Annotated in this window: 21 protein-coding genes; 6 read left to right on the plus strand and 15 right to left on the minus strand. The window is 45.5% G+C overall.

Annotated elements, in window-relative coordinates; genetic code table 11:
• The first annotated feature begins 197 nt into the window (after positions 1-197).
• Positions 198-641 carry a hypothetical protein gene (locus WOA13_RS05455; protein WP_342126943.1) on the plus strand — a complete coding sequence of 148 codons (444 nt, stop codon included), beginning with the start codon at positions 198-200 and terminating at the stop codon, positions 639-641.
• Positions 642-828: 187 nt separating this feature from the next.
• Here WOA13_RS05455 and WOA13_RS05460 read toward each other — a convergent pair whose 3' ends face one another.
• The 5 genes from WOA13_RS05460 to dph5 all read right to left on the minus strand — a co-directional run bounded on the left by WOA13_RS05460 (position 829) and on the right by dph5 (position 5,170).
• On the minus strand, positions 829-1,728 hold the full coding sequence (locus tag WOA13_RS05460) for a carbohydrate kinase family protein (RefSeq protein ID WP_342126944.1): 900 nt from the start codon (positions 1,726-1,728) through the stop codon (positions 829-831).
• Positions 1,729-1,737: 9 nt separating this feature from the next.
• Positions 1,738-2,079, minus strand: coding sequence for a DUF555 domain-containing protein (locus WOA13_RS05465; protein WP_342126945.1), 342 nt, complete (start codon positions 2,077-2,079; stop codon positions 1,738-1,740).
• 71 nt (positions 2,080-2,150) lie between these two features.
• Positions 2,151-2,432, minus strand: a complete 282-nt coding sequence (locus WOA13_RS05470; RefSeq protein ID WP_342126946.1) for a DUF357 domain-containing protein — start codon at positions 2,430-2,432, stop codon at positions 2,151-2,153.
• A 50-nt stretch (positions 2,433-2,482) separates the two neighbouring features.
• A complete protein-coding gene (locus WOA13_RS05475; RefSeq protein ID WP_342126947.1) occupies positions 2,483-4,183 on the minus strand; it encodes an ATP-binding protein in 1,701 nt (566 codons plus the stop codon).
• 183 nt (positions 4,184-4,366) lie between these two features.
• Entirely contained in the window at positions 4,367-5,170 is an 804-nt protein-coding gene (dph5, locus tag WOA13_RS05480; RefSeq protein WP_342126948.1) for a diphthine synthase, read from the minus strand.
• A 167-nt stretch (positions 5,171-5,337) separates the two neighbouring features.
• On the opposite strand from dph5, the gene thsA reads away from it, so the two are divergent.
• On the plus strand, positions 5,338-6,957 hold the full coding sequence (gene thsA / locus WOA13_RS05485) for a thermosome subunit alpha (RefSeq protein ID WP_342126949.1): 1,620 nt from the start codon (positions 5,338-5,340) through the stop codon (positions 6,955-6,957).
• Between the two features lie 30 nt (positions 6,958-6,987).
• Here thsA and WOA13_RS05490 read toward each other — a convergent pair whose 3' ends face one another.
• The 6 genes from WOA13_RS05490 to WOA13_RS05515 all read right to left on the minus strand — a co-directional run bounded on the left by WOA13_RS05490 (position 6,988) and on the right by WOA13_RS05515 (position 11,773).
• A complete protein-coding gene (locus WOA13_RS05490) occupies positions 6,988-7,569 on the minus strand; it encodes a DUF2119 domain-containing protein (protein WP_342126950.1) in 582 nt (193 codons plus the stop codon).
• 24 nt (positions 7,570-7,593) lie between these two features.
• Complete coding sequence (locus WOA13_RS05495; protein ID WP_342126951.1) at positions 7,594-8,271, minus strand: S4 domain-containing protein; 678 nt, start codon at positions 8,269-8,271, stop codon at positions 7,594-7,596.
• Positions 8,272-8,327: 56 nt separating this feature from the next.
• Positions 8,328-9,422, minus strand: a complete 1,095-nt coding sequence (locus WOA13_RS05500; RefSeq protein ID WP_342126952.1) for an NADH:flavin oxidoreductase — start codon at positions 9,420-9,422, stop codon at positions 8,328-8,330.
• Between the two features lie 92 nt (positions 9,423-9,514).
• Complete coding sequence (locus tag WOA13_RS05505; RefSeq protein ID WP_342126953.1) at positions 9,515-10,222, minus strand: cytochrome c biogenesis protein; 708 nt, start codon at positions 10,220-10,222, stop codon at positions 9,515-9,517.
• A gap of 134 nt (positions 10,223-10,356) precedes the next feature.
• Positions 10,357-11,031, minus strand: a complete 675-nt coding sequence (locus WOA13_RS05510) for a heme exporter protein CcmB (RefSeq protein ID WP_342126954.1) — start codon at positions 11,029-11,031, stop codon at positions 10,357-10,359.
• A 13-nt stretch (positions 11,032-11,044) separates the two neighbouring features.
• Entirely contained in the window at positions 11,045-11,773 is a 729-nt protein-coding gene (locus tag WOA13_RS05515) for an ABC transporter ATP-binding protein (RefSeq protein ID WP_342126955.1), read from the minus strand.
• A 179-nt stretch (positions 11,774-11,952) separates the two neighbouring features.
• Between WOA13_RS05515 and WOA13_RS05520 the strand changes: the two genes are divergently transcribed.
• Positions 11,953-12,861 carry a TIGR00269 family protein gene (locus tag WOA13_RS05520; protein ID WP_342126956.1) on the plus strand — a complete coding sequence of 303 codons (909 nt, stop codon included), beginning with the start codon at positions 11,953-11,955 and terminating at the stop codon, positions 12,859-12,861.
• A 94-nt stretch (positions 12,862-12,955) separates the two neighbouring features.
• Here the strand turns inward: WOA13_RS05520 and WOA13_RS05525 are convergent, their stop codons facing one another.
• Complete coding sequence (locus WOA13_RS05525) at positions 12,956-13,861, minus strand: DUF7847 domain-containing protein (RefSeq protein ID WP_342126957.1); 906 nt, start codon at positions 13,859-13,861, stop codon at positions 12,956-12,958.
• Between the two features lie 156 nt (positions 13,862-14,017).
• Between WOA13_RS05525 and WOA13_RS05530 the strand changes: the two genes are divergently transcribed.
• Positions 14,018-14,473, plus strand: coding sequence for a hypothetical protein (locus tag WOA13_RS05530; RefSeq protein ID WP_342126958.1), 456 nt, complete (start codon positions 14,018-14,020; stop codon positions 14,471-14,473).
• Between the two features lie 37 nt (positions 14,474-14,510).
• Here WOA13_RS05530 and WOA13_RS05535 read toward each other — a convergent pair whose 3' ends face one another.
• The 3 genes from WOA13_RS05535 to WOA13_RS05545 form a co-directional block, all read right to left on the minus strand.
• On the minus strand, positions 14,511-14,666 hold the full coding sequence (locus WOA13_RS05535) for a hypothetical protein (protein ID WP_342126959.1): 156 nt from the start codon (positions 14,664-14,666) through the stop codon (positions 14,511-14,513).
• A 3-nt stretch (positions 14,667-14,669) separates the two neighbouring features.
• Entirely contained in the window at positions 14,670-15,152 is a 483-nt protein-coding gene (locus WOA13_RS05540) for a class I SAM-dependent methyltransferase (protein WP_342126960.1), read from the minus strand.
• Positions 15,153-15,370: 218 nt separating this feature from the next.
• The gene (locus tag WOA13_RS05545) at positions 15,371-17,389 is read right to left on the minus strand and encodes a sodium-translocating pyrophosphatase (protein ID WP_342126961.1); all 2,019 of its coding nucleotides are present in this window, start codon (positions 17,387-17,389) and stop codon (positions 15,371-15,373) included.
• Between the two features lie 292 nt (positions 17,390-17,681).
• Between WOA13_RS05545 and WOA13_RS05550 the strand changes: the two genes are divergently transcribed.
• Together WOA13_RS05550 and acs are read left to right on the plus strand one after the other, a co-directional pair.
• Positions 17,682-18,131: a hypothetical protein gene (locus WOA13_RS05550; protein ID WP_342126962.1), complete on the plus strand. Its 450-nt coding sequence runs from the start codon at positions 17,682-17,684 to the stop codon at positions 18,129-18,131.
• A 445-nt stretch (positions 18,132-18,576) separates the two neighbouring features.
• Positions 18,577-20,523, plus strand: coding sequence for an acetate--CoA ligase (acs, locus tag WOA13_RS05555; RefSeq protein WP_342126963.1), 1,947 nt, complete (start codon positions 18,577-18,579; stop codon positions 20,521-20,523).
• Positions 20,524-20,553 lie beyond the last annotated feature (30 nt).

A 20,553-nucleotide genomic window follows, 5' to 3' on the forward strand; every position in this document is an offset into this window, starting at 1 on the left:
ATCGTGTGGAAGTGCACGATATTGACAACTCTTTTTTGTTTGGTCACCAGGACCACCATAAGATCAAATTATTACAATAATTGATCTAGACACATATTTTTCATTGAGATGAGCTTGCAAATCATAAAGAGTTTCCAAAAAAGTATTAAATGATGATAACACAGTAGTCTACAGAAGAAAGTTGAGGAGTTATTTCTGTGAGAAACTCTCTAAAGGTAGCACTTGTCATTGCATCGATCATTGCAGTACTGGTTGTTGTAAATTATTCATCTGTACTGAATTATACAACAAATAAGGAAAGTGCAGAACAGACAGCAGGTATATGGGGAGAACAACTGGAAAACGACGTCTTTGTTCCGGAAACTTATGGATATGAGGACAAACTTATTTTCACATTCATATTGCGTGATCCGGAATACTCAGCAGATTACTACGCCACATATGAGATTAAAGAAGATGGCAATACCATTGAAAGTGCTAACAGCAAGTTATACGAGAATGTCACTTTGGATGAGCCCATCGTTATAGAGATTTCAAGGGAAACATCTTCTGTATATGAACTAGAAATGATGATTACAGATGAAGAAGAGAACAAAGTGCATCAGAGTGGCGTCACTATCGGAACAAAAGATCAAAAATAAAGGACTAAACTGATCAACAATTAGTAAACTTCTAAATTTGAAATTGAAGCCTTGAGATTAAAATAAAAATTAAGATTTTAATTTGAAGTTTTAACTTTAAGTATGGAGTAAGGAAGACAGCCAGAAGCCGTCCTTCCATCCATATTATTGATATATAGAATATTCAGCTTCCCACGAAAAGACATTACTAATCAAGAGACGGGAAAGCGCCGAACTTACTTTCATACCTGGCAACCATATCATCCCATGTAGGAAGATCTGTCTGGCAACCAACTGACTCAACAGCAAATGATGCGACCGTAGCTCCTGCCTTTCCACAGACATCCAGCGGATATCCACGTACATATGATACAAGGAAACCTGCACGATATGCATCTCCTGCACCGGTTGGGTCAACTGCCTTTACCGGAACCACCGGGATCTCGTATTCAGCACCTTCAGAGAATATCTTACTGCCTTCGGCATCATAGGTTACGACCACAATGTCTATCTTTTCCTTGATGTCCTCAAAAGTGCTCTCGGTCATGTCGCAGACGCGCTTGATCTCGTGCTTGTTGGTGAAAAGGACATCGGTGTTCTCAAGGATAATTTCAAGATTCTCTCTTGTGTACGTTATAAGATCCTGTCCGGGATCAAAAGATACGAACTTTGCCTTCTGTGCAATCCTGGCATTGAAGTTCGGCTCAGATGTTGCAAGGTGGACAAAGTCAACTTCCGGAGGGTCCAGTTCCTTCAGCTTTGCGGATGCTCCCCAGTAGAAGTAAGTTGACTGATTGTGGAAAGGATCCGTATAAACATATGCAGCAGTTCCCTTCTCACCCTCGAGCCTGAAAAGCAGGGAGAGATCAACACCCAGCCCATCAAGATGCTCTTCATAACCCGATGTTGCAAAATCATCCCCTACTGCAGAGATCAGCTGGGAGTTTCCGCCAAGGATAGAGATAGCTGCAACGATGTTCGCAGCCCCGCCTCCAAAGAACTTCTGATAATCAACTATCGGATATGACTCGTTCTGTCCTGCAATTCCCTCCACATCGAACAGGAAGTCTATTGCAGCGTGACCTACTACAGATATCACATCAGACATTCTGACACCTTACTCGAACTCTTCAACATCCACCACATTAAGTGGCACATCGCGTAATGCCCTGCCAATAACGGATTTTGCGATCCTTGATGCATGCTCTGAACTCTCTGCATCAAATACCTTCATCTCAAGGACAAGGCCGACGATTGCAGTATTAGCAGCAATAAAAACGCTACCAAAAGGTTCATTGCATGCAGGGCAGAATGTCGTTCCCACATCGACCTCTACATAATCGAGTTGAGGGTTCAGTCTTTTTCCAGCTTCTGCAATAGCAACTCCAATAGCATCATCTGCAGTTTGTACGTCTCTTACCAACCAGGCAGCTTCAAGTGTAACATGAAAATTTGTCATCGTTTCATTCTCTCCAGATATCTTATCTCAGACCTTCATTTCTTCTATTAATCTACGCTTCTTGAATACGATCATATTGTGAACAGCACATCATCGTCAACATCAAAGACACCCAGGCGTGCACCTGCATCCAGCCAGGCATGACCATAACTGAAACAGATGAGCGCATTTACCGGATCCTCGGACTTTATGAAATGCATACCGTCCTCATAATAGGAACGTGCCATGTTCTTATAGTCCTCAGCCACTGCAAGCATGTGTGATCCCTTAATGGGACCTAGATCCGCCTTTGCGAGTGCTTCTCTTAACAGACGTTCGTATCTTTCGACCTTTTCGTTCAGATCTGCTGCCACATTTACACCATCTACATATAAATCATTTATAAACCCATCCGTTGGAAAGGTCATTTCTCCGAACCGAAGATCTTCTTGAAAAGGCCTCCACCACCAGAATTGGGCTGCCTGTTCACCTGTCTGCTGGGCTGCCTCCTGGGTGGCGGACTTCCAGCTCCATCGGGCGCTTCAGCCTCTGCTTTTACAGGATCGAACCTCTTTGGTGGCTGGCTGACAGGCTTTGAAGCTCTTTTTGCAGGAGCAGGAGATGCTGTCTGTGCACTCTTAAGCACATTTACAGACTCGCCGCCATGCTTTGATTTCCTCACCCTGATATCCACAAGCACAGGCCTCTCGATATCGTTGCTCACAAGCATGGCAACACCGGGAGGCAGGCGCATCAGCTCATCTTCAACAAAAGAGTTCACACCTTCAAGTCCTTTACTGATGGATTTCAGGTCATTGGGGTTTGTCACCTTCATGATCACCTGTGTACCGCACTGGGAAAGCACATTCTTGTCGATCCTTGCCGGACGCTGGGATATTACCATCATACCAAGACCGAACTTACGTCCTTCCGACGCAATTGTACGCAACACCTCGGAACTCGCAGTCTTGCTGAAACCACGCTCCGGAGCAAAGTTATGAGCTTCTTCCACAACCAGCATACCAGGAGGTATGGCATTCATCTTGCGGGCCTCGAAAAGTGCACCGCAAAGCTGTGCCACGATCATACTCTGGAAATCCGGAGACACTCCCTTGAAGTCTATTACCGCTGCCTTGCCCTTCTGCATGAGCTCTTCAAGGGATGTGGATGATGAGGACAGAAGATCGGAATCACGTATGTCTTCCAGAACGCTCATGACATTCCAGCGGGCTTTGCTCTCGTTATTACCAACTTCAAAGATAATGTCATCAAGAGTATAGGTTTCCATCTCGGCCCGGAGCTTCTGTATAGCCTCATAGAGTATACCTGTATGAGTGCTGGTAAGGTTGTCCGGGAAGATCGCGGTCAGGTCTTTTGCACTCAGGTTGTTTCCGTTAAGCCTGAAAAGTTCATCCGCATTGGGATTCACTGCCTTGTTGGCAGGAGTATATATTGTGATATTGGAACCATACCCTTTTGGAGATACACCGAACTTCTTGAGATCATCTGTTTTTGCTGCAGCTTCCTTCATGGAAGCGTACTCACTATGAGGATCGAGAATAAGAAGAGGAACCTTCCGGTCGAGAAGCTCTTCCAGCAGAACCGCTGCTGTATAGGACTTTCCGCTTCCGGTCTTTGCAAGGATACTGCAATGTTTCTGCACAAGACTGTTCACACTAAGGTGAACCGGGATGTCAGTGCCATCAAGCAGGCCAATATACATCTCATTACCGGACAGACCCAGGGCAGAACTTATCAGATCGTTGTCTGCTTTATAAACATCATCTCCGGGGCTAAAAGGTGTCTTGGGAGCCCTCAGGAGGCCGGAAGGATCACGACTGCCTATGACCGTAGCATCTGCAACTATACGATCGGAACTTTTCCTGTCCTTTCCACTCTTTTTGGATTCTTCAAAGACCTTCTTGGCTTCATCGAAGGAATGTTTTGTACTTACCTTATCACTGAACCTTTTGATCGAAAGCACCTGGCAAAGGACCCATCCGTCCTTCTCATGCCATGCCTTTACATATTCCCCTCTATGTACAACCGTACTATCAGAAATCAAGAACTTAAAACCAAACGATCCGGTCTCACCTGAAATTATACCTACTGAGCCGCGCATCATATCCTCTCACCAAAAAAAGGGACTACAGCCTTATATCTATTGTGCTTTACAAGGTTGTGATTTGCAAGGTTGCCGTTGTTGAAGAGAAAAAATGTGAAAAGAAGTAGAAAGATGTGTGGAAAGAAATGAAGGATGATGAGTAAAATAAATGTAAAAAGTAAAATGATCGTTCAAAGAACGTGATCATTCCACATCTTCAAGTATTTTTTCAGGCCCACCTGCAAGTTTCACGAGAGCTTCCGCCTCCACAAAATGAAGGTCCGCAGGAATTATAAGTATATGCAGCGGTACACCAAAATCGAAGTCTTTCAGTTCTTCGGCATAATCAGCTTTTACCACAGGTGATGGCGATCCGGCACGGGCCACACCCACTGCAATACGGTCATTCATTATACCTTCACCGCGCTTTCCCTCAACCTCAAGCAGGATAGAAAGAGCTTCATTTACAGTCATGTAGCCCTTATCCTTGTCAATATCAAGGAACACAGCCGTGTGGAGCCCGTTATCCCTGTTCATTTTAATAGTATCATAAGGTGTTTCGGATATCACCCTTGTACCACGGCTGGTCACATAAGGATGAGGAACGGTTGCTGCTTTTCCGAAGCGGTAGTTCTGCAGGCCGGACAGGCCACATATTGCGGATGCTATGGATGCACCATGAACAAGGGTTGTCTCGATTCCCATGGCAAGTGCTCGAAGACGGAGGTCAACATGAGTTGTGGATACCATGGTGTCACCGCCTGTCAGGAACACAACATTCATGTCCTTTGCATCAGCGATCCAGTCCTCAGCATGCTGTTCTACATCCTCCCTTGAAAGGACCGTGATCTTCTTCTGGTAGAGCTCTTCCATCTTTTCAAGGTCAGTTCCCATTAATATGGAAGTGTAGAATTCCACATAGACCTTGTCCGCATTGCGGATCTTTTCAAGTCCTTTTAACGATATGTCCTTTTCATCGTAAAGTCCGAGTCCTACAAAATCAAGCATAAATACGCTTAAAACCAGCTTTTATGTTAAACTTTTTGAGCAGGCAATATAAACACAGTAGGACCATTCGAAACGTTTTTATAGAACCATACACAGTTAGTTTCAATCAATTTTAGTAAAAACATTAGACCAATTCATATATCAGATCATCAGGAGGTTCAGATCCAATGGCAGGTCAGCCAGCAATGATAACAGATCCAAGGAAAGAACATACAAAGGGCAAGCAGGCCCTCTACGCGAATATCGCTGCAGCAAAGGCAATTGCAAATATCGTAAAAACAACACTTGGTCCAAAAGGAATGGACAAGATGCTTGTGAACGCGGTGGGAGATATCGTGCTCACCAACGATGGTGCAATGATCCTAAGGGGAATGGATATCGAGAACCCTACTGCAAAGATGATCGTGGAGATCGCAAGGACACAGGAAGATATTGCCGGTGATGGTACCACCAGTGCAGCTGTTCTTGCAGGTTCACTTCTTGAGAAGGCAGAAGAACTTATCGATTCCGGAATTCACCCAACTATTATAATCAAAGGTTTCCTCCAGGCAGCAGACAAAGCTTCAGAACTGCTTGACAACTACGCAATAGATGTCACAAAAGAGAACAAGGAAGTTCTGCTTAAGATCGCAAAGACCGCAATTGCAGGCAAAGGCGCTGAAGCTTACGGGGACCTGATTGCCGGACTATGCGTCGATGCAGCCCTTGAGGTCGAAGTTGACGGTAAGATAAATGTGAACGACAGCATCCTGATCACACAGGACCCTGGCCAGAGCATCACTGAAACTGAGCTTCTTGAAGGTCTCGTGATCAACAAGGCACGTCTTCATTCCGCAATGCCTGAAGTTGTGGAAAACGCTAAGATAGCCCTTATATCTGCAGATATAATGGTACAGAAAACAAAGAACAAGTCAACATTCCAGATCAGTTCTGCAGACCAGCTGACCGATTTCCTGAAGAAGGAAGAGGAAGATTTCCACAAGCTCCTCGACAAGATAATCGATACCGGCGCCAATGTCGTAGTGGGAACAAAGAACATTGACCAGAATGCAGCTGACTACTTCCAGAAGAAAGGCATCTTTGCAATCAGGCGTATCAATGATGACAATGTGAAGAGCATTTCAAGAGCTACAGGTGCACACATCGTCAAGAACATCAATGACATCTCTGAAAAGGACCTTGGATATGCAGGTCTCATTGAGCAGATCGGAGCATTCGACCTTGGTAAGACCTACTTCAGGGACTGTCAGGGATCAAAGACCGTAACCATTCTGCTCAGAGGTTCTACCGAGCACGTGACCGATAACCTCGAGCGTACAATTGACGACGCATTACAGGTCATCAAGAACGGTATCGAGGATGAAAAGATCGTACCTGGAGGCGGTGCATCAGAGATCGAGGTCGCACAGGGACTTCGTGCCTTTGCAGCTACCATCGGCGGTCGTGAACAGCTTGCTATCTCAGCATTTGCAGAAGCAATTGAATCAATACCAAAGGAAATTGCAGTAAACGCAGGAATGGACGGTATTGACACGATCCTTTCACTCCGTGCAAAGCACGGTGAGATCAAGAACGCAGGTCTCGATGTTTACACAGGTGAGATCAGTGACGCACTTGAGAAGGGCATCGTCGATCCACTCAGGGTAAAGAAACAGGCCATCAAATCAGCATCAGAAGTTGCTAACATGGTACTCCGTGTTGACGACATGCTCAAATCACAGAGAAGAGAGATGATGGACGTCAATCCTGAGCACAACATCCACAACTACGATGCACTCGGATTGTAATTTAATATAAAATGAGTTGTAAGGGAAACCTTACAACCCATAGAACTTTTTGTAATCTTCAATTGCTTTTTTTGCTACTTTGGGATAATTTACCATCATATATTCGATGAACTCATCCCTTGAATCACAGTCCTTCACAACATCAAGCATCCCTGATGCAAATTCACCGGACTGGTTGTTGTCTTTCTCGATCTCAAATGTCAGGCAAAGTGCCTCGACAGGAAAATATTCCCTTCGAATGTGAGGGGAAACCGATCCCATAAGCACACCTTTTTCGAGGCTGCTGAAACCCGGAACTCCCACATTGTTAACCCTTTCCTTTGAGACCAGTTTACAGAAATTGCCCTTTGAATAGGAATGGAGCTCCACATAGATATCAGGTTTATACTTCTCAACAACATCAACGATAGCTTCCCCTATACCATGGTAATAACCACTATCAAGCGTTGAGATGTACTTGCCCCTGTTGACCACAGGCATCACTGCCAGAGTACCTGAAAAGGGGCGCTCAAGGTTCAACAGGATAGATGAAGTATCGCGCCATTCCCGACCATGCAGGCCTCCGACAAAGAGTCTGAAAGGCCGCCCCTTTCCATAGATCTTCAAAAGCATTGCCGATATTTCCTGAAAATAAATTTATTCCATGGTTTCGTTGACAACGGTCTTCCGGCCGATCACATAGATCTCCTGCTTATGAGATTCCAGAACGTGCAAGATCTCGACCCCAAGCTCTTCAAATCTGGCAAGAACCGGTTCCCTGTCAATTCTCTTTGATGTCTTTATGACCTGAAGGAGCTTTCCGCCTGCCTTTAGCAGAGGAAGGACCCGCTCAAGAGCTGCCAGTGAATCCATTGGCTCCAGTGTCATGTCACTTAGGATCACATCCACAGGCTCCTCTGAAAGTTCCGCAAGAGGAACACTAAATACATCATCGAAAATGATGGAAACATTCTCGTTCTCATGAGCAATCTGACCGAGCTCTGACCTGAAATCACGGCTGAATTCCAGACCATTGATCTTATCGGCAATCTCTGATGCGAACGTGATGAAACCGCCTGCACTTGAACCAAGGTCAATGATGCTATCGCCTTCACTGATGAGCCCTGTTTCTTCCTGGATCCTCTTTAACTTGAAATAACCTTTTGGCATATCGAGACCTTCATCAACCTCGATATTATCATCTATGGAAACATCCTTTGAAGGTTTTGTTACAACACTACCGTCTATCTTCACATGACCGCCCTTAATAGCCTGTTTGGAACGCCCACGGGACTTGAAATTACCCATTTCAACAAGATATGCATCCAGCCTCATGAACTAATGAATGAAAAGAAACTATAAAAAGATACGACCAGAGATCTAAAAAAGAATTAAGCGGAATCGCCGAAATCATAACTACAGCGGATTCCATTGTGATCAAAACATCTGTTACAGGAAACACACCTCGCCCTGTCAGATATGCCATCCCTGAGCTTTACCACAAGGTCAGGCTCACTTATGAAAGGCCTGCTGAATGAGAGCATGTCCGCATATACGTTCAACAAAGATTCCATGACCTTCTTCGACCTGATACCCCCCACCAGTATGACCGGGATGTTTACGGTATCCCTAATCATCTTCGAGTAACGTTTGAAGTATGCTTCCTTTTCCTCGGAATCGATGTTAGGCTGGGACATCACATCCCCTGCTTCAAATATACCGCCACTGACCTCGATAGCACATATCCCGGCCTTCTCAAGAACACTTGCGATCTCCACACATTCAGGAGCATCAAGTCCGAATTTACCTGAAGTAATGTCAAACCCATCCGTAGCGTTCATTTTCACCATGATAGGGAAATCCTCGCCAACTCTCTCGCGGATGAGCCTTGTGATCTCTGTGATGATCCTTGCACGATTCTCAACAGAACCACCCCATTTGTCTGTCCTATGGTTCGTATATGGGGATATGAAACTGCTTAGAAGGAAACCATGAGCACAATGTATCTGCACACCATCAAACCCTGCCTCCTTTGCACGCCTTGCAGCCTCAACAAAATCCTCGATTGTGTTGAGGATGTCTTCCTCCGTCATTTCCACAGGTATTTTCCCTGATGCAGTGTCCTCCACAGCTGAAGGTGCAAGAAGAGGAATGCCTTCCTGTACCATGGACTGTCGGCCACCGTGCACGATCTGCGCCACGATCTTGCTATCATACTTATGAACCCTTGATGTGATCTTCCTGTATGGTTCGATGAACCTGTCATCGTAGATGCCCTGCTGCTTATCATTGCTCTTTCCCTGCACGTTCACATAAGAATAGCCGGTGATGATCAAACCCACATCATTGCGTGCAAGTTCCTCATACATGTCACCAATGGCATCAGTAGGGGTGCCATCTTCCTCTGCAAGCCACTCGTTGGTTGCTGAACGTACAAAGCGGTTCTTCAAGGTCAGATCTGCTATGGAAATTGGTTCAAAGAGCATGCTACCTAATCGGCAACTATTCGTTTATATTTTTTGCTAGATGAAAAGAAAGGTATGGACAGAAAATGAAAATGAAGAAGGAAAAGAAGCTATCATCTGAGGGTTGATCTCAATGTATTTGCCTCTTCCTCGAGCTTTTCATTGCCGATCTTGTATGAAGTGATAGCTGCGAAGACAAGTATGAATGCGATAATGTTCACGATCAGCGTTAACTGCAAAGATGTGCCTTCCAGCCCACCACCGGAGCCATAGGAAGCTTCACCGAACATCAGCGGGTGTGCTGAGCGCCACAGGCGGATGGACAGGAAGCTCAGTGGTACCGAGACAAAACCCAGAATGCCGAAAACCGATGCAAGACGTGCACGTTTATCCTGGACATCAACTGCCTGACGTAACAACAGGTAAGCTACGTAGACAAGGAAAAGTGCGAGGGACGTGGTCAGGCGTGGTTCCCATATCCAGTACCATCCCCAGGTTGCCTTTGCCCAGATAGAGCCTGTGACCAGGACAAGGAATGCGAAGATCACACCCACCTCGGCGGCCGAGCGTGAAACAATGTCCCATTTGTATTCACTGCTTTTAAGATAGAGGATGCTTGATACGAAGACCGCTGTAAATGCAAGATAGGATGTTATTGCAATGGGCATGTGGAAATAGAATATCCTGAAACTGCTGTCCAGAACTTCACCTGATTCGCCTTTCATCTCCGGAAGGTAAAAGAATATCATGCCGATTGCCAGCAGCATTGTTGCAGCAGCCACCAGTGGCAAGACCTTACCTGTAAAGCTCCTATCCGACATTTGAAAACTCCGATAATAAGATTGAATGATGTAGGTAGTACTAACTCACCGGTATATAAGTATTAATCTCTTAACCATTGGTCCCCAGGGAGTTGATCGAGCGAGAAACAATACTGTCCTTCGATCCTGTAACCTCAATCCTGTATAACATATTCGAAGACCAGCTGTGCCACAAGGAAGAACACAACATCATAAACGACAAGCAATCTCAACTCCTGTGAAATATCCCAAAAGGATGCACCTGAAAGTGCACTTCCCGTTGCCATCACAGCAGGTATCAGCACTGGAAGGACCAACGGCAGAAGCAGCACCGGAAGCAGTATCTCGCGGGTGCGGGTGTTCACGGTCAATGCTGAGAGAAGTGTGCCCACACAGACAAAACCAATTGTCCCAAGAGCGATCACAAGAGCAAGCAATAGCAGGCCACCAATGCTGTAATTGAACAGGATGACGAACAGCGGTATCGTGATGAGTTCCACTATCAACATCAGGACTATGTTCGCAACGGCCTTTCCTGTGTAGATCACGGATCGGCTCACAGGACAGAGCTTCAGCCCTTCAAGGCAACCGTTCTCCAGTTCTGCTACAAAGGAGCGGGAGAGGCCGATAGAGCCTGCAAATATGAATGCTATCCAGAGAACTCCCGGAGCGACCATTGCCACGTTCTCCGAAGAGCCAAGGATAGATCCGAAGGATATACTGAAGATGACGATAACGAGCAGCGAGAAGATCACCATGGAATTGAGCATCTGCTTTGTGCGGAATTCCTCTTTAAGGTCCTTTGCTGCGATATCAAGGATTCGTATCATTGAAAACTCCCGATCATACTGAAATGTGATTGCTGACCTTAGATAAGTAGATCTCTTTTAGCTCTTCTGCTGAACTTATGTCAGACATGAGACTGTCGAAGACGACCTTTCCACCATCCAGTATCAAGACACGACTGCACATCTTGAACGTGTTCGTAATATCATGGGTTACCATCACCCTTGTATTGTCCTGAGGATCAAGCTCCTGAAGCACCTTCTCAAAGGTCAGGCTTGCATGCTGGTCAAGCCCTGTATATGGCTCATCCAGGAACAGGAGCTGCGGTTCATGTATCAGTGACCTTGCAATTGAAAGACGCTGTTTCATTCCTCTGGAAAAGGTGGAAACCCTGTCATCAGCCCTGCCGGTAAGTTCTACCTGCTCCAGAAGTTCATCGATACGACCTTCCAGCTCACCTGCACCAATTCCATACATCTTCCCGAAGAAACGCAAGTTCTCCTCTGCTGTAAGGTCGTTGTAGAGATGTGTTTCATGAGAGATTACCCCAATCATGCTTCTTACTGAAGTCGTGTCATCTGCAACGTCATGTCCGTTGATCTCAACTGACCCTTCCGAAGGAGAGGACAGAGTGGACATGATCTTGACAAGGGTCGTCTTGCCTGCCCCATTGGGACCGAGTATGGCAAGGAATTCCCCTTTTTTTATGTCCAGATCAATGCCTTTGAGGACGGGAAAGTTCCCGTAGCTTTTAGAAACATTGCTTAGTGACAGTATGCTATCCATCGGAGTAAGATTACTTTATGTGTAAATTAACGTTTTGATGTAGTAACAAGGACAGTTAGGAATTTCATAGATACAGCACAAGATAGAAGATAACTAGAAAGAACATTCACTACCCACCTGTCAAAACCCCAAAGTTCTAATACCATCGTTCCTTTTGAGAAGGAAAGGAGCTAATTCAAATGCCCATAAAATGTATGAAATGTAATAGGGATGCCATTATTTTCCAGAAGTACTCAGGCATGCACCTTTGCAAAAAACATTTCATTGAAGATGTGGAACGCAAGATCAAGCTGACCATCAGGAAACAATACAATGTCGAGAAGGGAGACATCATTGCTGTCGCACTTAGCGGAGGCAAGGACAGTGTTGTCCTGTTACACGTACTCCACAAGATATTCAGCAAAAGGCGGGATGTGGAGCTTGTTGCGATCACCATTGACGAGGGCATTGAAGGCTACAGGGAAGATACACTTAGAAAAGCAAGGGAACTCACTTCCGAGCTTGGTGTCAGGCACATTGTACGCTCTTTTAAGGACGAATACGGCAAGACGCTGGACGAGCTGACCGCACAGGAGAGAGAGCTTGGAGCATGCAGTTACTGCGGTGTGCTGAGGAAATCCCTGATGAACAAGATCGCAAATGAGATAGGGGCTACGAAACTTGCCACCGGGCACAACCTGGACGATGAGGCACAGACCGTCATGATGAACCATCTGGGAGGCGATGTGGAGAGGATGATACGCCTGTCACCGCCAAGGGCACTGGAAGGTCTTGTGCTTCGTGCAAAGCCTTTACGCAAGGTTCCTGAGAAAGAGGTCGCACTTTACGCTATAGTGAATGAGCTTCCTTTCGACATGAGCGAATGCCCGTATGCCCATGAGGCCCTCAGGGGAGAGGTCAGGGACATGATCAATGAGTTCGAGGTAAAGCACCCGGGAACGAAATATTCCATCCTCAGAGGCTTTGACAAGGTCGTAGGAATACTCGGGAAAGAATTCCCACAGGCAGAGCTCACGGATTGCAGAATATGCGGAGAGCCATGCACGGCTGACCTTTGTCAGGCATGCAAGTTGCTTGGGCGAAGCTGATCCTGCGGGTATCTGTCAGCATCAACCATAAGCCCGAATTTTATACTAGGAATTTAGCAGAGCAGCTCTGGCTTTGCCAATTGAAGGCTATCTTTTAAGGATAATCCAGCAGCTCGCTGATATCATACAGCTCTTTTCCTGACCTTGACATGTAAAGCCTGGTCCACCAAACTGTAATGAGTGGCTGGATCACAGCGATGGAAAGGAAGAAGCTGGTAAATGCCCAGACAGCCCCGACAGCCTCTATGGCAGACATCGCTTCACTGAGCAGGTTGTTCAGGACAGATATGCTGATCATCACAAGGAAAAGCAAGAGGACGTCCAATTTGTTCCCCATGAAGAAACCATAGGCTCTTTTCAGACCGGACATCGGGTCAAGCCTGTCCACTACAAGACAGAACTCCAGGGGACTTAGAATCAGGCCGATTATCACGGCATAGATGACCCACAGGAGAAAACCAAAAAGGAGCATTGCACCCGGGACAACAGCGTTCTCGGGATTGGACATCAGTGCACCAAGATCATTCGTAATGAGCGCTCCGGGCACGATAAAAATAACTCCTGCAAAGCTTATCAGGAATACCATGATCTTTGCCAGAAACAGGCTGATAACATTGTCATTTCCGTATCGGAACATATCGGACAAAGTTGTGTGACCGGTCTCTGAAGCTACTTTTGCCATCCCTACGGCACCTGCGGTGAAATATGCCTGCATAAATACCAGCACCAGCATTGTAAGAATACCAAATGCTATGACTATGCCAATACTATCATTTAACAGAGGCATTATCATCTCCATTGTCTCTTCCGGAGAAAGTGAAGACGGATCCGCGATCTCTGAAACAGAAGGAGCCAGAACAATAAAAGAAAGAATAATGAAAGCGATAACAAAGACAAGCATGCTTAGAAGCATGTTAAAGATGAAAGGAACAGCTATTCCTAAATTGCGTTTCCACGTTCCAAATCCTTTGTTGAGAACTCTTCCCAGATCTTCATGCATGTTTTTTATCTCCTCGAGATAGATTTAAAGCGTTTCTGACTCTATATAAATATTGCTTAAATCCTGACAATGGCGAGGATAATATATGATAATAATACCCGGCATTTTATGAAGGATGTGAAGAATATTAGCATAGGTACGTGAGGAGGTACTACTATGGAAGAAAAGAATGGAAAAGAGATACTGGTCATCGGACATTGCCTTGCAAATGTGCATTCCCGCCTCAAGGGCATCAAAGCTCCGCCTAAGATGGAAATATGCAGCAGGAACGTGATCCAGCTACCATGCCCTGAACTGATCTACCTTGGGACTGCTAGAAGGGAGATCACAAAAGACCAGCTTGAGACCCCTAACTACAAACGCTTTTGTCGCTCTCTTTTCAAGCCCTTCGCAGACATGATCGAACAGTTCTACCAGGAAGGCTATTCCATAAAGTTGCTCGGTGTCCCAAAAAGTCCGTCATGTGGTGCAGAGACCACGACAATAGGAGGACCTTGCGGTCGTGTCGATGAATTTACACATGAGAATGTTGAAGGTATGGGAGTGTTCTACGAAGAGATAATGCAGGAACTTGGAGAAAGAGGTGTATTCTTTGAAATGTGCGATGCTTGAAGCTTCGTTTCACTTTATTTCATCGTATCTCAGTTCATTACATATCACTTGATTTCACAGCACTGATCACCACAAAGGAGCCCTGTCCATGTCCCAGTAGCACGGGCTCTATTTCCACTATATCCTTCAGTTCACTGAAGATCGTCTGTGTGCAGACGGGGTCATCAAACCCGGATTCGTTGAGAAGGTACACGACCTATTCCACAGAATAGAAGGTTGCAAGTTCATAAAAAACATTGCTGGAACTTTTTCCCCGATATGACCTGCCAACAGGACTGTTTCTGTCTATAAACCCAATAACAAAGGATCCACCCGGCGTCAGGATCCTATTCACTTCCCTGAATGCGGATACAATATCATCCAGGAAACAGATGGTTGTGGTCATCAGTACAAGGTCAAAGCTGGAATCTGTAAAAGGAAGCTTTTCAGCTACACCACGAACAACACCAATTCCTCTTTCCCGGGATATATCCAGCATGCTAGGCGAGGGGTCCAGACCCAGATGAATATCCAGCGGTGATGCAAACCTTCCACTCCCAACACCGATCTCCACACCTCTTGAAAAGGATGGCATGTTGGCTCTCAATGCCTTCAGCTCTGAGTTGTAGACAGGAGCGTTATCCTCGAACCACTTTTCATATCTGGAAGTGTACCTTTCGAATGGCATTGTCTTTGGCATGGAAAGTCAGACCTAGTGATCACTAAGAGATCAGGCAAGCACAGGAACCAGCCAGATCTTAACAAATAGACATTTGATATCACAGCTCATCTGTCTTTCCCCACCACAAGTCGGGAAAACAAGCATAGTATCTGAGAAAGAGATTCGAAGAACTTAAGAGAAAAATATCGAAAAAAGAAAAGAGTTGATCCGGTCAATACCGGATCTGTTTTTTAAACTTAGAACAGGCCTTGTCCGATGAACAGGGAAGAGAACAGGATCGCTATCATGTTAACTACCTTGATCAGTGCGTTAAGAGCAGGACCTGATGTGTCCTTGAATGGGTCACCAACGGTGTCACCGACAACTGCTGCCTTGTGAGCATCGGAACCCTTTCCGCCGTGTGCTCCATCTTCGATAAGCTTCTTTGCGTTATCCCATGCTCCTCCACCATTGTTCATGGTCATAGCAAGGAGAAGACCTGCAACGATGATACCGATAAGCAATCCACCAAGGGCTTCCGGACCAAGCACGAATCCAACTAAAAGTGGAACGAAGATAGCAAGGATACCTGGAATTGCCATTTCACGGATAGCTGCTGCGGTAACGATGTCTACACACTTACCATATTCTGGCTTTGCGGTGCCTTCCATGATACCAGGGATCTCCCTGAACTGGCGGCGAACTTCGTTAACAATAGCGAATGCTGCAGTTCCTACTGCTCTCATTGTGACAGCAGTGAACAGGAATGGAAGCAGTCCACCGATGAGCAGACCAACAAGAACCACAGGGTTGTCAAGACTGAGTGAACCTGCCTCGAGGTTTACCTTGTGTCTGTAATCTGCGAAAAGTGCCAGTGCACCGAGTGCTGCGGAACCAATTGCGTAACCCTTTGTTACTGCCTTTGTGGTGTTTCCTACTGCATCAAGTGCATCAGTGATCTTACGTACGTCTTCAGGCATATGTGCCATTTCAGCGATACCACCAGCATTGTCGGTGATAGGACCATATGAGTCAAGAGCCACGATCATACCGGTTGTTGACAACATTGCTGCTGCTGCAATAGCAATACCGTAAACACCCATTGCAGGATCAGTTGCACCGCCTACTACGAAGTAGGATGCAAGGATACCAGCAACGATGATGATAAGTGGAAGTGCAGTACTTTCGAATCCAATTGCAAGACCGGAGATGACATTTGTACCAGCACCGGTTTCGGATGCCCCGGCAATTGTCTTGACCGGACGGAAGCTTGTGGAAGTGTAGTATTCTGTAAAGATTACCATCAATACCATTATGATAATACCCACAATAGATGCGTAGTATAATCTTATGTCGCCCATAAGGGAATCGGTCACGAAATAGAATGCGATCAGACTAAGAATTGCTGATACTGCAACACCCTTATAGAGCGCTTTCATGATCTTTCCATCGTTGCCTACTTTCACGAAGAAGATGGAAATGATGGAAGCAAAGATAGCCACTGAACCAAGGATCAATGGGTAAAGGATAGCGTTTGGATATGTTTCAAGGATAAGTGATCCAAGAAGCATTGATGCGAGGACAGTAACGACATATGTCTCGAACAGATCTGCACCCATTCCAGCACAGTCACCAACATTGTCACCCACGTTGTCAGCAATGACACCGGCGTTCCTAGGATCATCCTCAGGAATACCAGCCTCGACCTTACCAACAAGGTCAGCACCTACGTCAGCGGCCTTTGTGAAGATACCTCCACCGACCCTTGCGAAAAGGCTGATAAGACTTGCACCGAAACCGAATCCGACTACAAGATCAACATCGCCGAAAAGGATGTAGAAACCACTGGTACCAAGCAATGCAAGACCTACTACTGCAAGTCCTGTTACAGCTCCACCGCGGAATGCGACAGACATTGCTTCCTGCAAGCTTTTTGAAGCTGCGTGTGCTGTTCTGACATTAGCTCTGACGGATACGTTCATTCCAACATATCCGGCAAGTGCGGATGCAGCTGCACCAACGATGAATCCGATTGCGATCTTGCCACTGTCATCTCCCAGAAGGAAGAACATAAGTGCAGCAAGAATAATTGCTACTACAGCTACGGTCTTATACTGACGGTTCAGATAAGCCATAGCACCCTCCTGGATCGCAAGTGAGATCTCCTGCATCTCCTTTGAACCGGTTCCTTCCTTCAGGACACGGGAGGCAAAGAATGCAGCAAACACCAAGCTTACGATACCTGCCAGAGGGGCAAGGTAAATTAAACTCTCCATAATCATACTCCTCTTTGTTTAGATCTAATTTTGATCGATATGATATTTTATAATAGTAACCATATACAAATCCAATTAGGGATTTTGTTGTTTACTTATATATTAGTGCTAAAAGCAGGTTGAAATAGAACACACTAAATATGAATGTATCGATTGGAAAATGTTAAAATGTTATATTCTCAGTGTGATCTGTTCAATTTTTAGCACTTTGAACACATAATTCATTTCATTTGAGATTGTCATTCGGAAAAAATGCGTTAGTAATATTTACCTTTAATACAATCATGTTACCATGAAAGTGCTTTCTTTCCTTGTATTGCTCATGATACTGTCCTCCGCCTCATTGACAGCATTAGCACAGGAATCCGATGAGGCCACTGATTTTATGCACTTTGACAGTATGGTAATGCGCTTTGATGGCACTGATGCCTACGTGACGGTCACATATGACCTGGACACCTTCGGGAGGATGTATGTACTTGCCTTTGGTACACGCCACCTTGAATCTTCTTTTGAGACCATTTTTTCAGAATACGAAGAAGCAGAGGTAATTGAGATCGGCTATGATACTGCCATTATTACTTTGAAGGATGTTTCCAGATCAAGTGGCAACTATTATCTGCACGACGGTCGGGATCTGAGTACAGATATTGATTCCCTTAAGGTCATATATCCGGGTGGGACTTCAAAGACACTAACATCTGTCACAGAAACACCAAACATATTCTATGGAAAGGAATGACCATTCGACCGGTGTGTCCGACCACATATGATCGATTTAAATATATCCCATATTAAAATATGCTATAGTATAAAATAGTCATGATTAATAATTATGTATTTATGTAATTAAGACAGTCTTTTAATTAGAGCGCAGGCTTTTCATACGTACCACCACTCCCCGCCGGGTGATCCCCATTAATACTCTTGCCTGCGCTTCCCCTCACCTGGTAAAAGAAGTCACCAGGCAAGTTCCTGGACACATCAACCCTCATTCTTCCCACCTGGACCCTTTTGACCCATAAATAACATAAACCTCAGAACACAAAACAAAAGTGTACTGTTTGAAATGAATTTCAACAAAAGGGGGATCATGTGCTATAAAGATAAGGTATTTGACCACTACATATTTACCTGATTAATCATTATAATTGTCAACCGATCTTAAAACATAGTGGGGCTTGTGAATGACAGAAACAATTGAATCATTGCTCAAAGAACAGAAAAAGTACTATCCACCGGAAGAATTTGTCAGAAATGCTAACATGAAAGATCCTCAGATATATGAGAAGGCAGAAGAGGACTTAGAGGGATTCTGGGAAGAGCTTGCCTACAATATAGACTGGTTTAAAAAGTGGGATACAGTCCTTGACTGGCAACCACCTCATGCAAAGTGGTTCAGCGGTGCAAAACTGAATGCCTCCTACAACTGTCTTGACCGCCATATCTCAAAACATGGTGACAAAACAGCCCTGATATGGGAAGGTGAAATGGAGAATTCAGCAACCTATACGTACAGGGAACTTCTGGACGCTACCGCTCGATTTGCTGCTGCACTAAAGGAAATGGGAATTAAGAAGGGTGATGTTGTAACAATATACCTTCCAATGATACCCGAAGCAGTAATATCCATGCTTGCATGTTCCAGGATCGGTGCACCCCACAGTGTTGTCTTTGCAGGGTTCTCTGCAGATGCCCTTGCACAACGTATGAACGATTCTAATAGCCATTATCTCATCACATGTGATGGATACTTCCACAAAGGAAAACTCATTGAGCAAAAAGAAAAGGCAGACATCGGTCTTGAAAATTGTAATTGTGTGGAGAAGGTGATCGTAACCAACCATGCTGCCAATGCCATCGCCATGAAAGAGGACAGGGACATCTGGTGGGACGAACTGATCCACAATGTAGATTCGGAATGTGAACCCGAACACATGGATGCAGAGGACATACTTTTCCTGATGTACACAAGCGGCACAACCGGAAAGCCAAAGGGAGTTGTCCATACCACCGGCGGATATATGGTAGGTACAAATGTAACTTCAAAATGGATATTCGACCTGAAAGATGATGATATCTACTGGTGTACTGCCGATGTTGGATGGATCACAGGACATTCCTACCTTGTATACGGTCCACTCTCCAATGGTGCGACCATTGTAATGCATGAAGGTGCACCTGACTACCCTGACAAAGGCAGGTTCTGGGACATCGTGGAAAAATACGGTGTTACTATCTTCTACACAGCACCTACTGCAATACGGACATTCATGAAATGGGGAGATGACATCCCTGCAAAGTATGATCTGTCCTCCCTGCGCCTGCTTGGAAGCGTTGGTGAACCTATCAACCCGAAGGCATGGTTATGGTACTATGAGGTCATCGGCAATTCCCACTGCCCAATCGTGGATACATGGTGGCAGACCGAGACAGGTATGATCATGATAAGTCCGCTACCCGGACTCACCACCATGAAACCGGGTACTGCAACCAGACCATTCCCGGGAATCAAGGCATCTGTGCTTGATGATGACGGTAATGAGGTTCCTGAAGGTAATGGTGGTTCTCTTGCCATTGAGAGACCGTGGCCAAGCATGATCAGGACGATAAACGGTGATGAACAGAGGTTCCTGGACACCTACTGGAGCAAGTGGGGTACGGACCGCTACCTTGCAGGAGATGGTGCACGAAGGGACAAGGACGGTTACTTCTGGGTACTCGGACGTCTGGACGATGTGATCAAGGTTTCCGGACACAGACTCGGCACCATGGAGATCGAAAGTTCACTTGTATCACATAAGGCAGTTGCAGAAGCTGCTGTTGATGGAAAAACTGATGAGATCAAGGGAGAAGTCGTTGTGGCCTATGTCATACTGGAAGCAGATGCAAAAGCCAGTGATGAACTCAAGCAGGAACTAAAGGAGCATGTAGTGGAAGAGATCGGACCCATAGCCCGCCCGAAGCAGATCATCTTCACGGACGATCTTCCAAAGACAAGAAGCGGGAAGATCATGAGACGTGTCCTGAAAGCCATTACCAATGACACGGAAGTTGGAGACATTACGACCCTCCAGAACCCTGCTGTTGTCGAGGAGCTCAAAAGAAAAGTTAATGAGCTAAGGGAGCATTGAAACCGTCAGTACTACTAACACTTGTTCCGG

It is taken from the genome of Methanococcoides sp. LMO-2, from assembly GCF_038432375.1.
GTDB lineage: Archaea > Halobacteriota > Methanosarcinia > Methanosarcinales > Methanosarcinaceae > Methanococcoides > Methanococcoides cohabitans.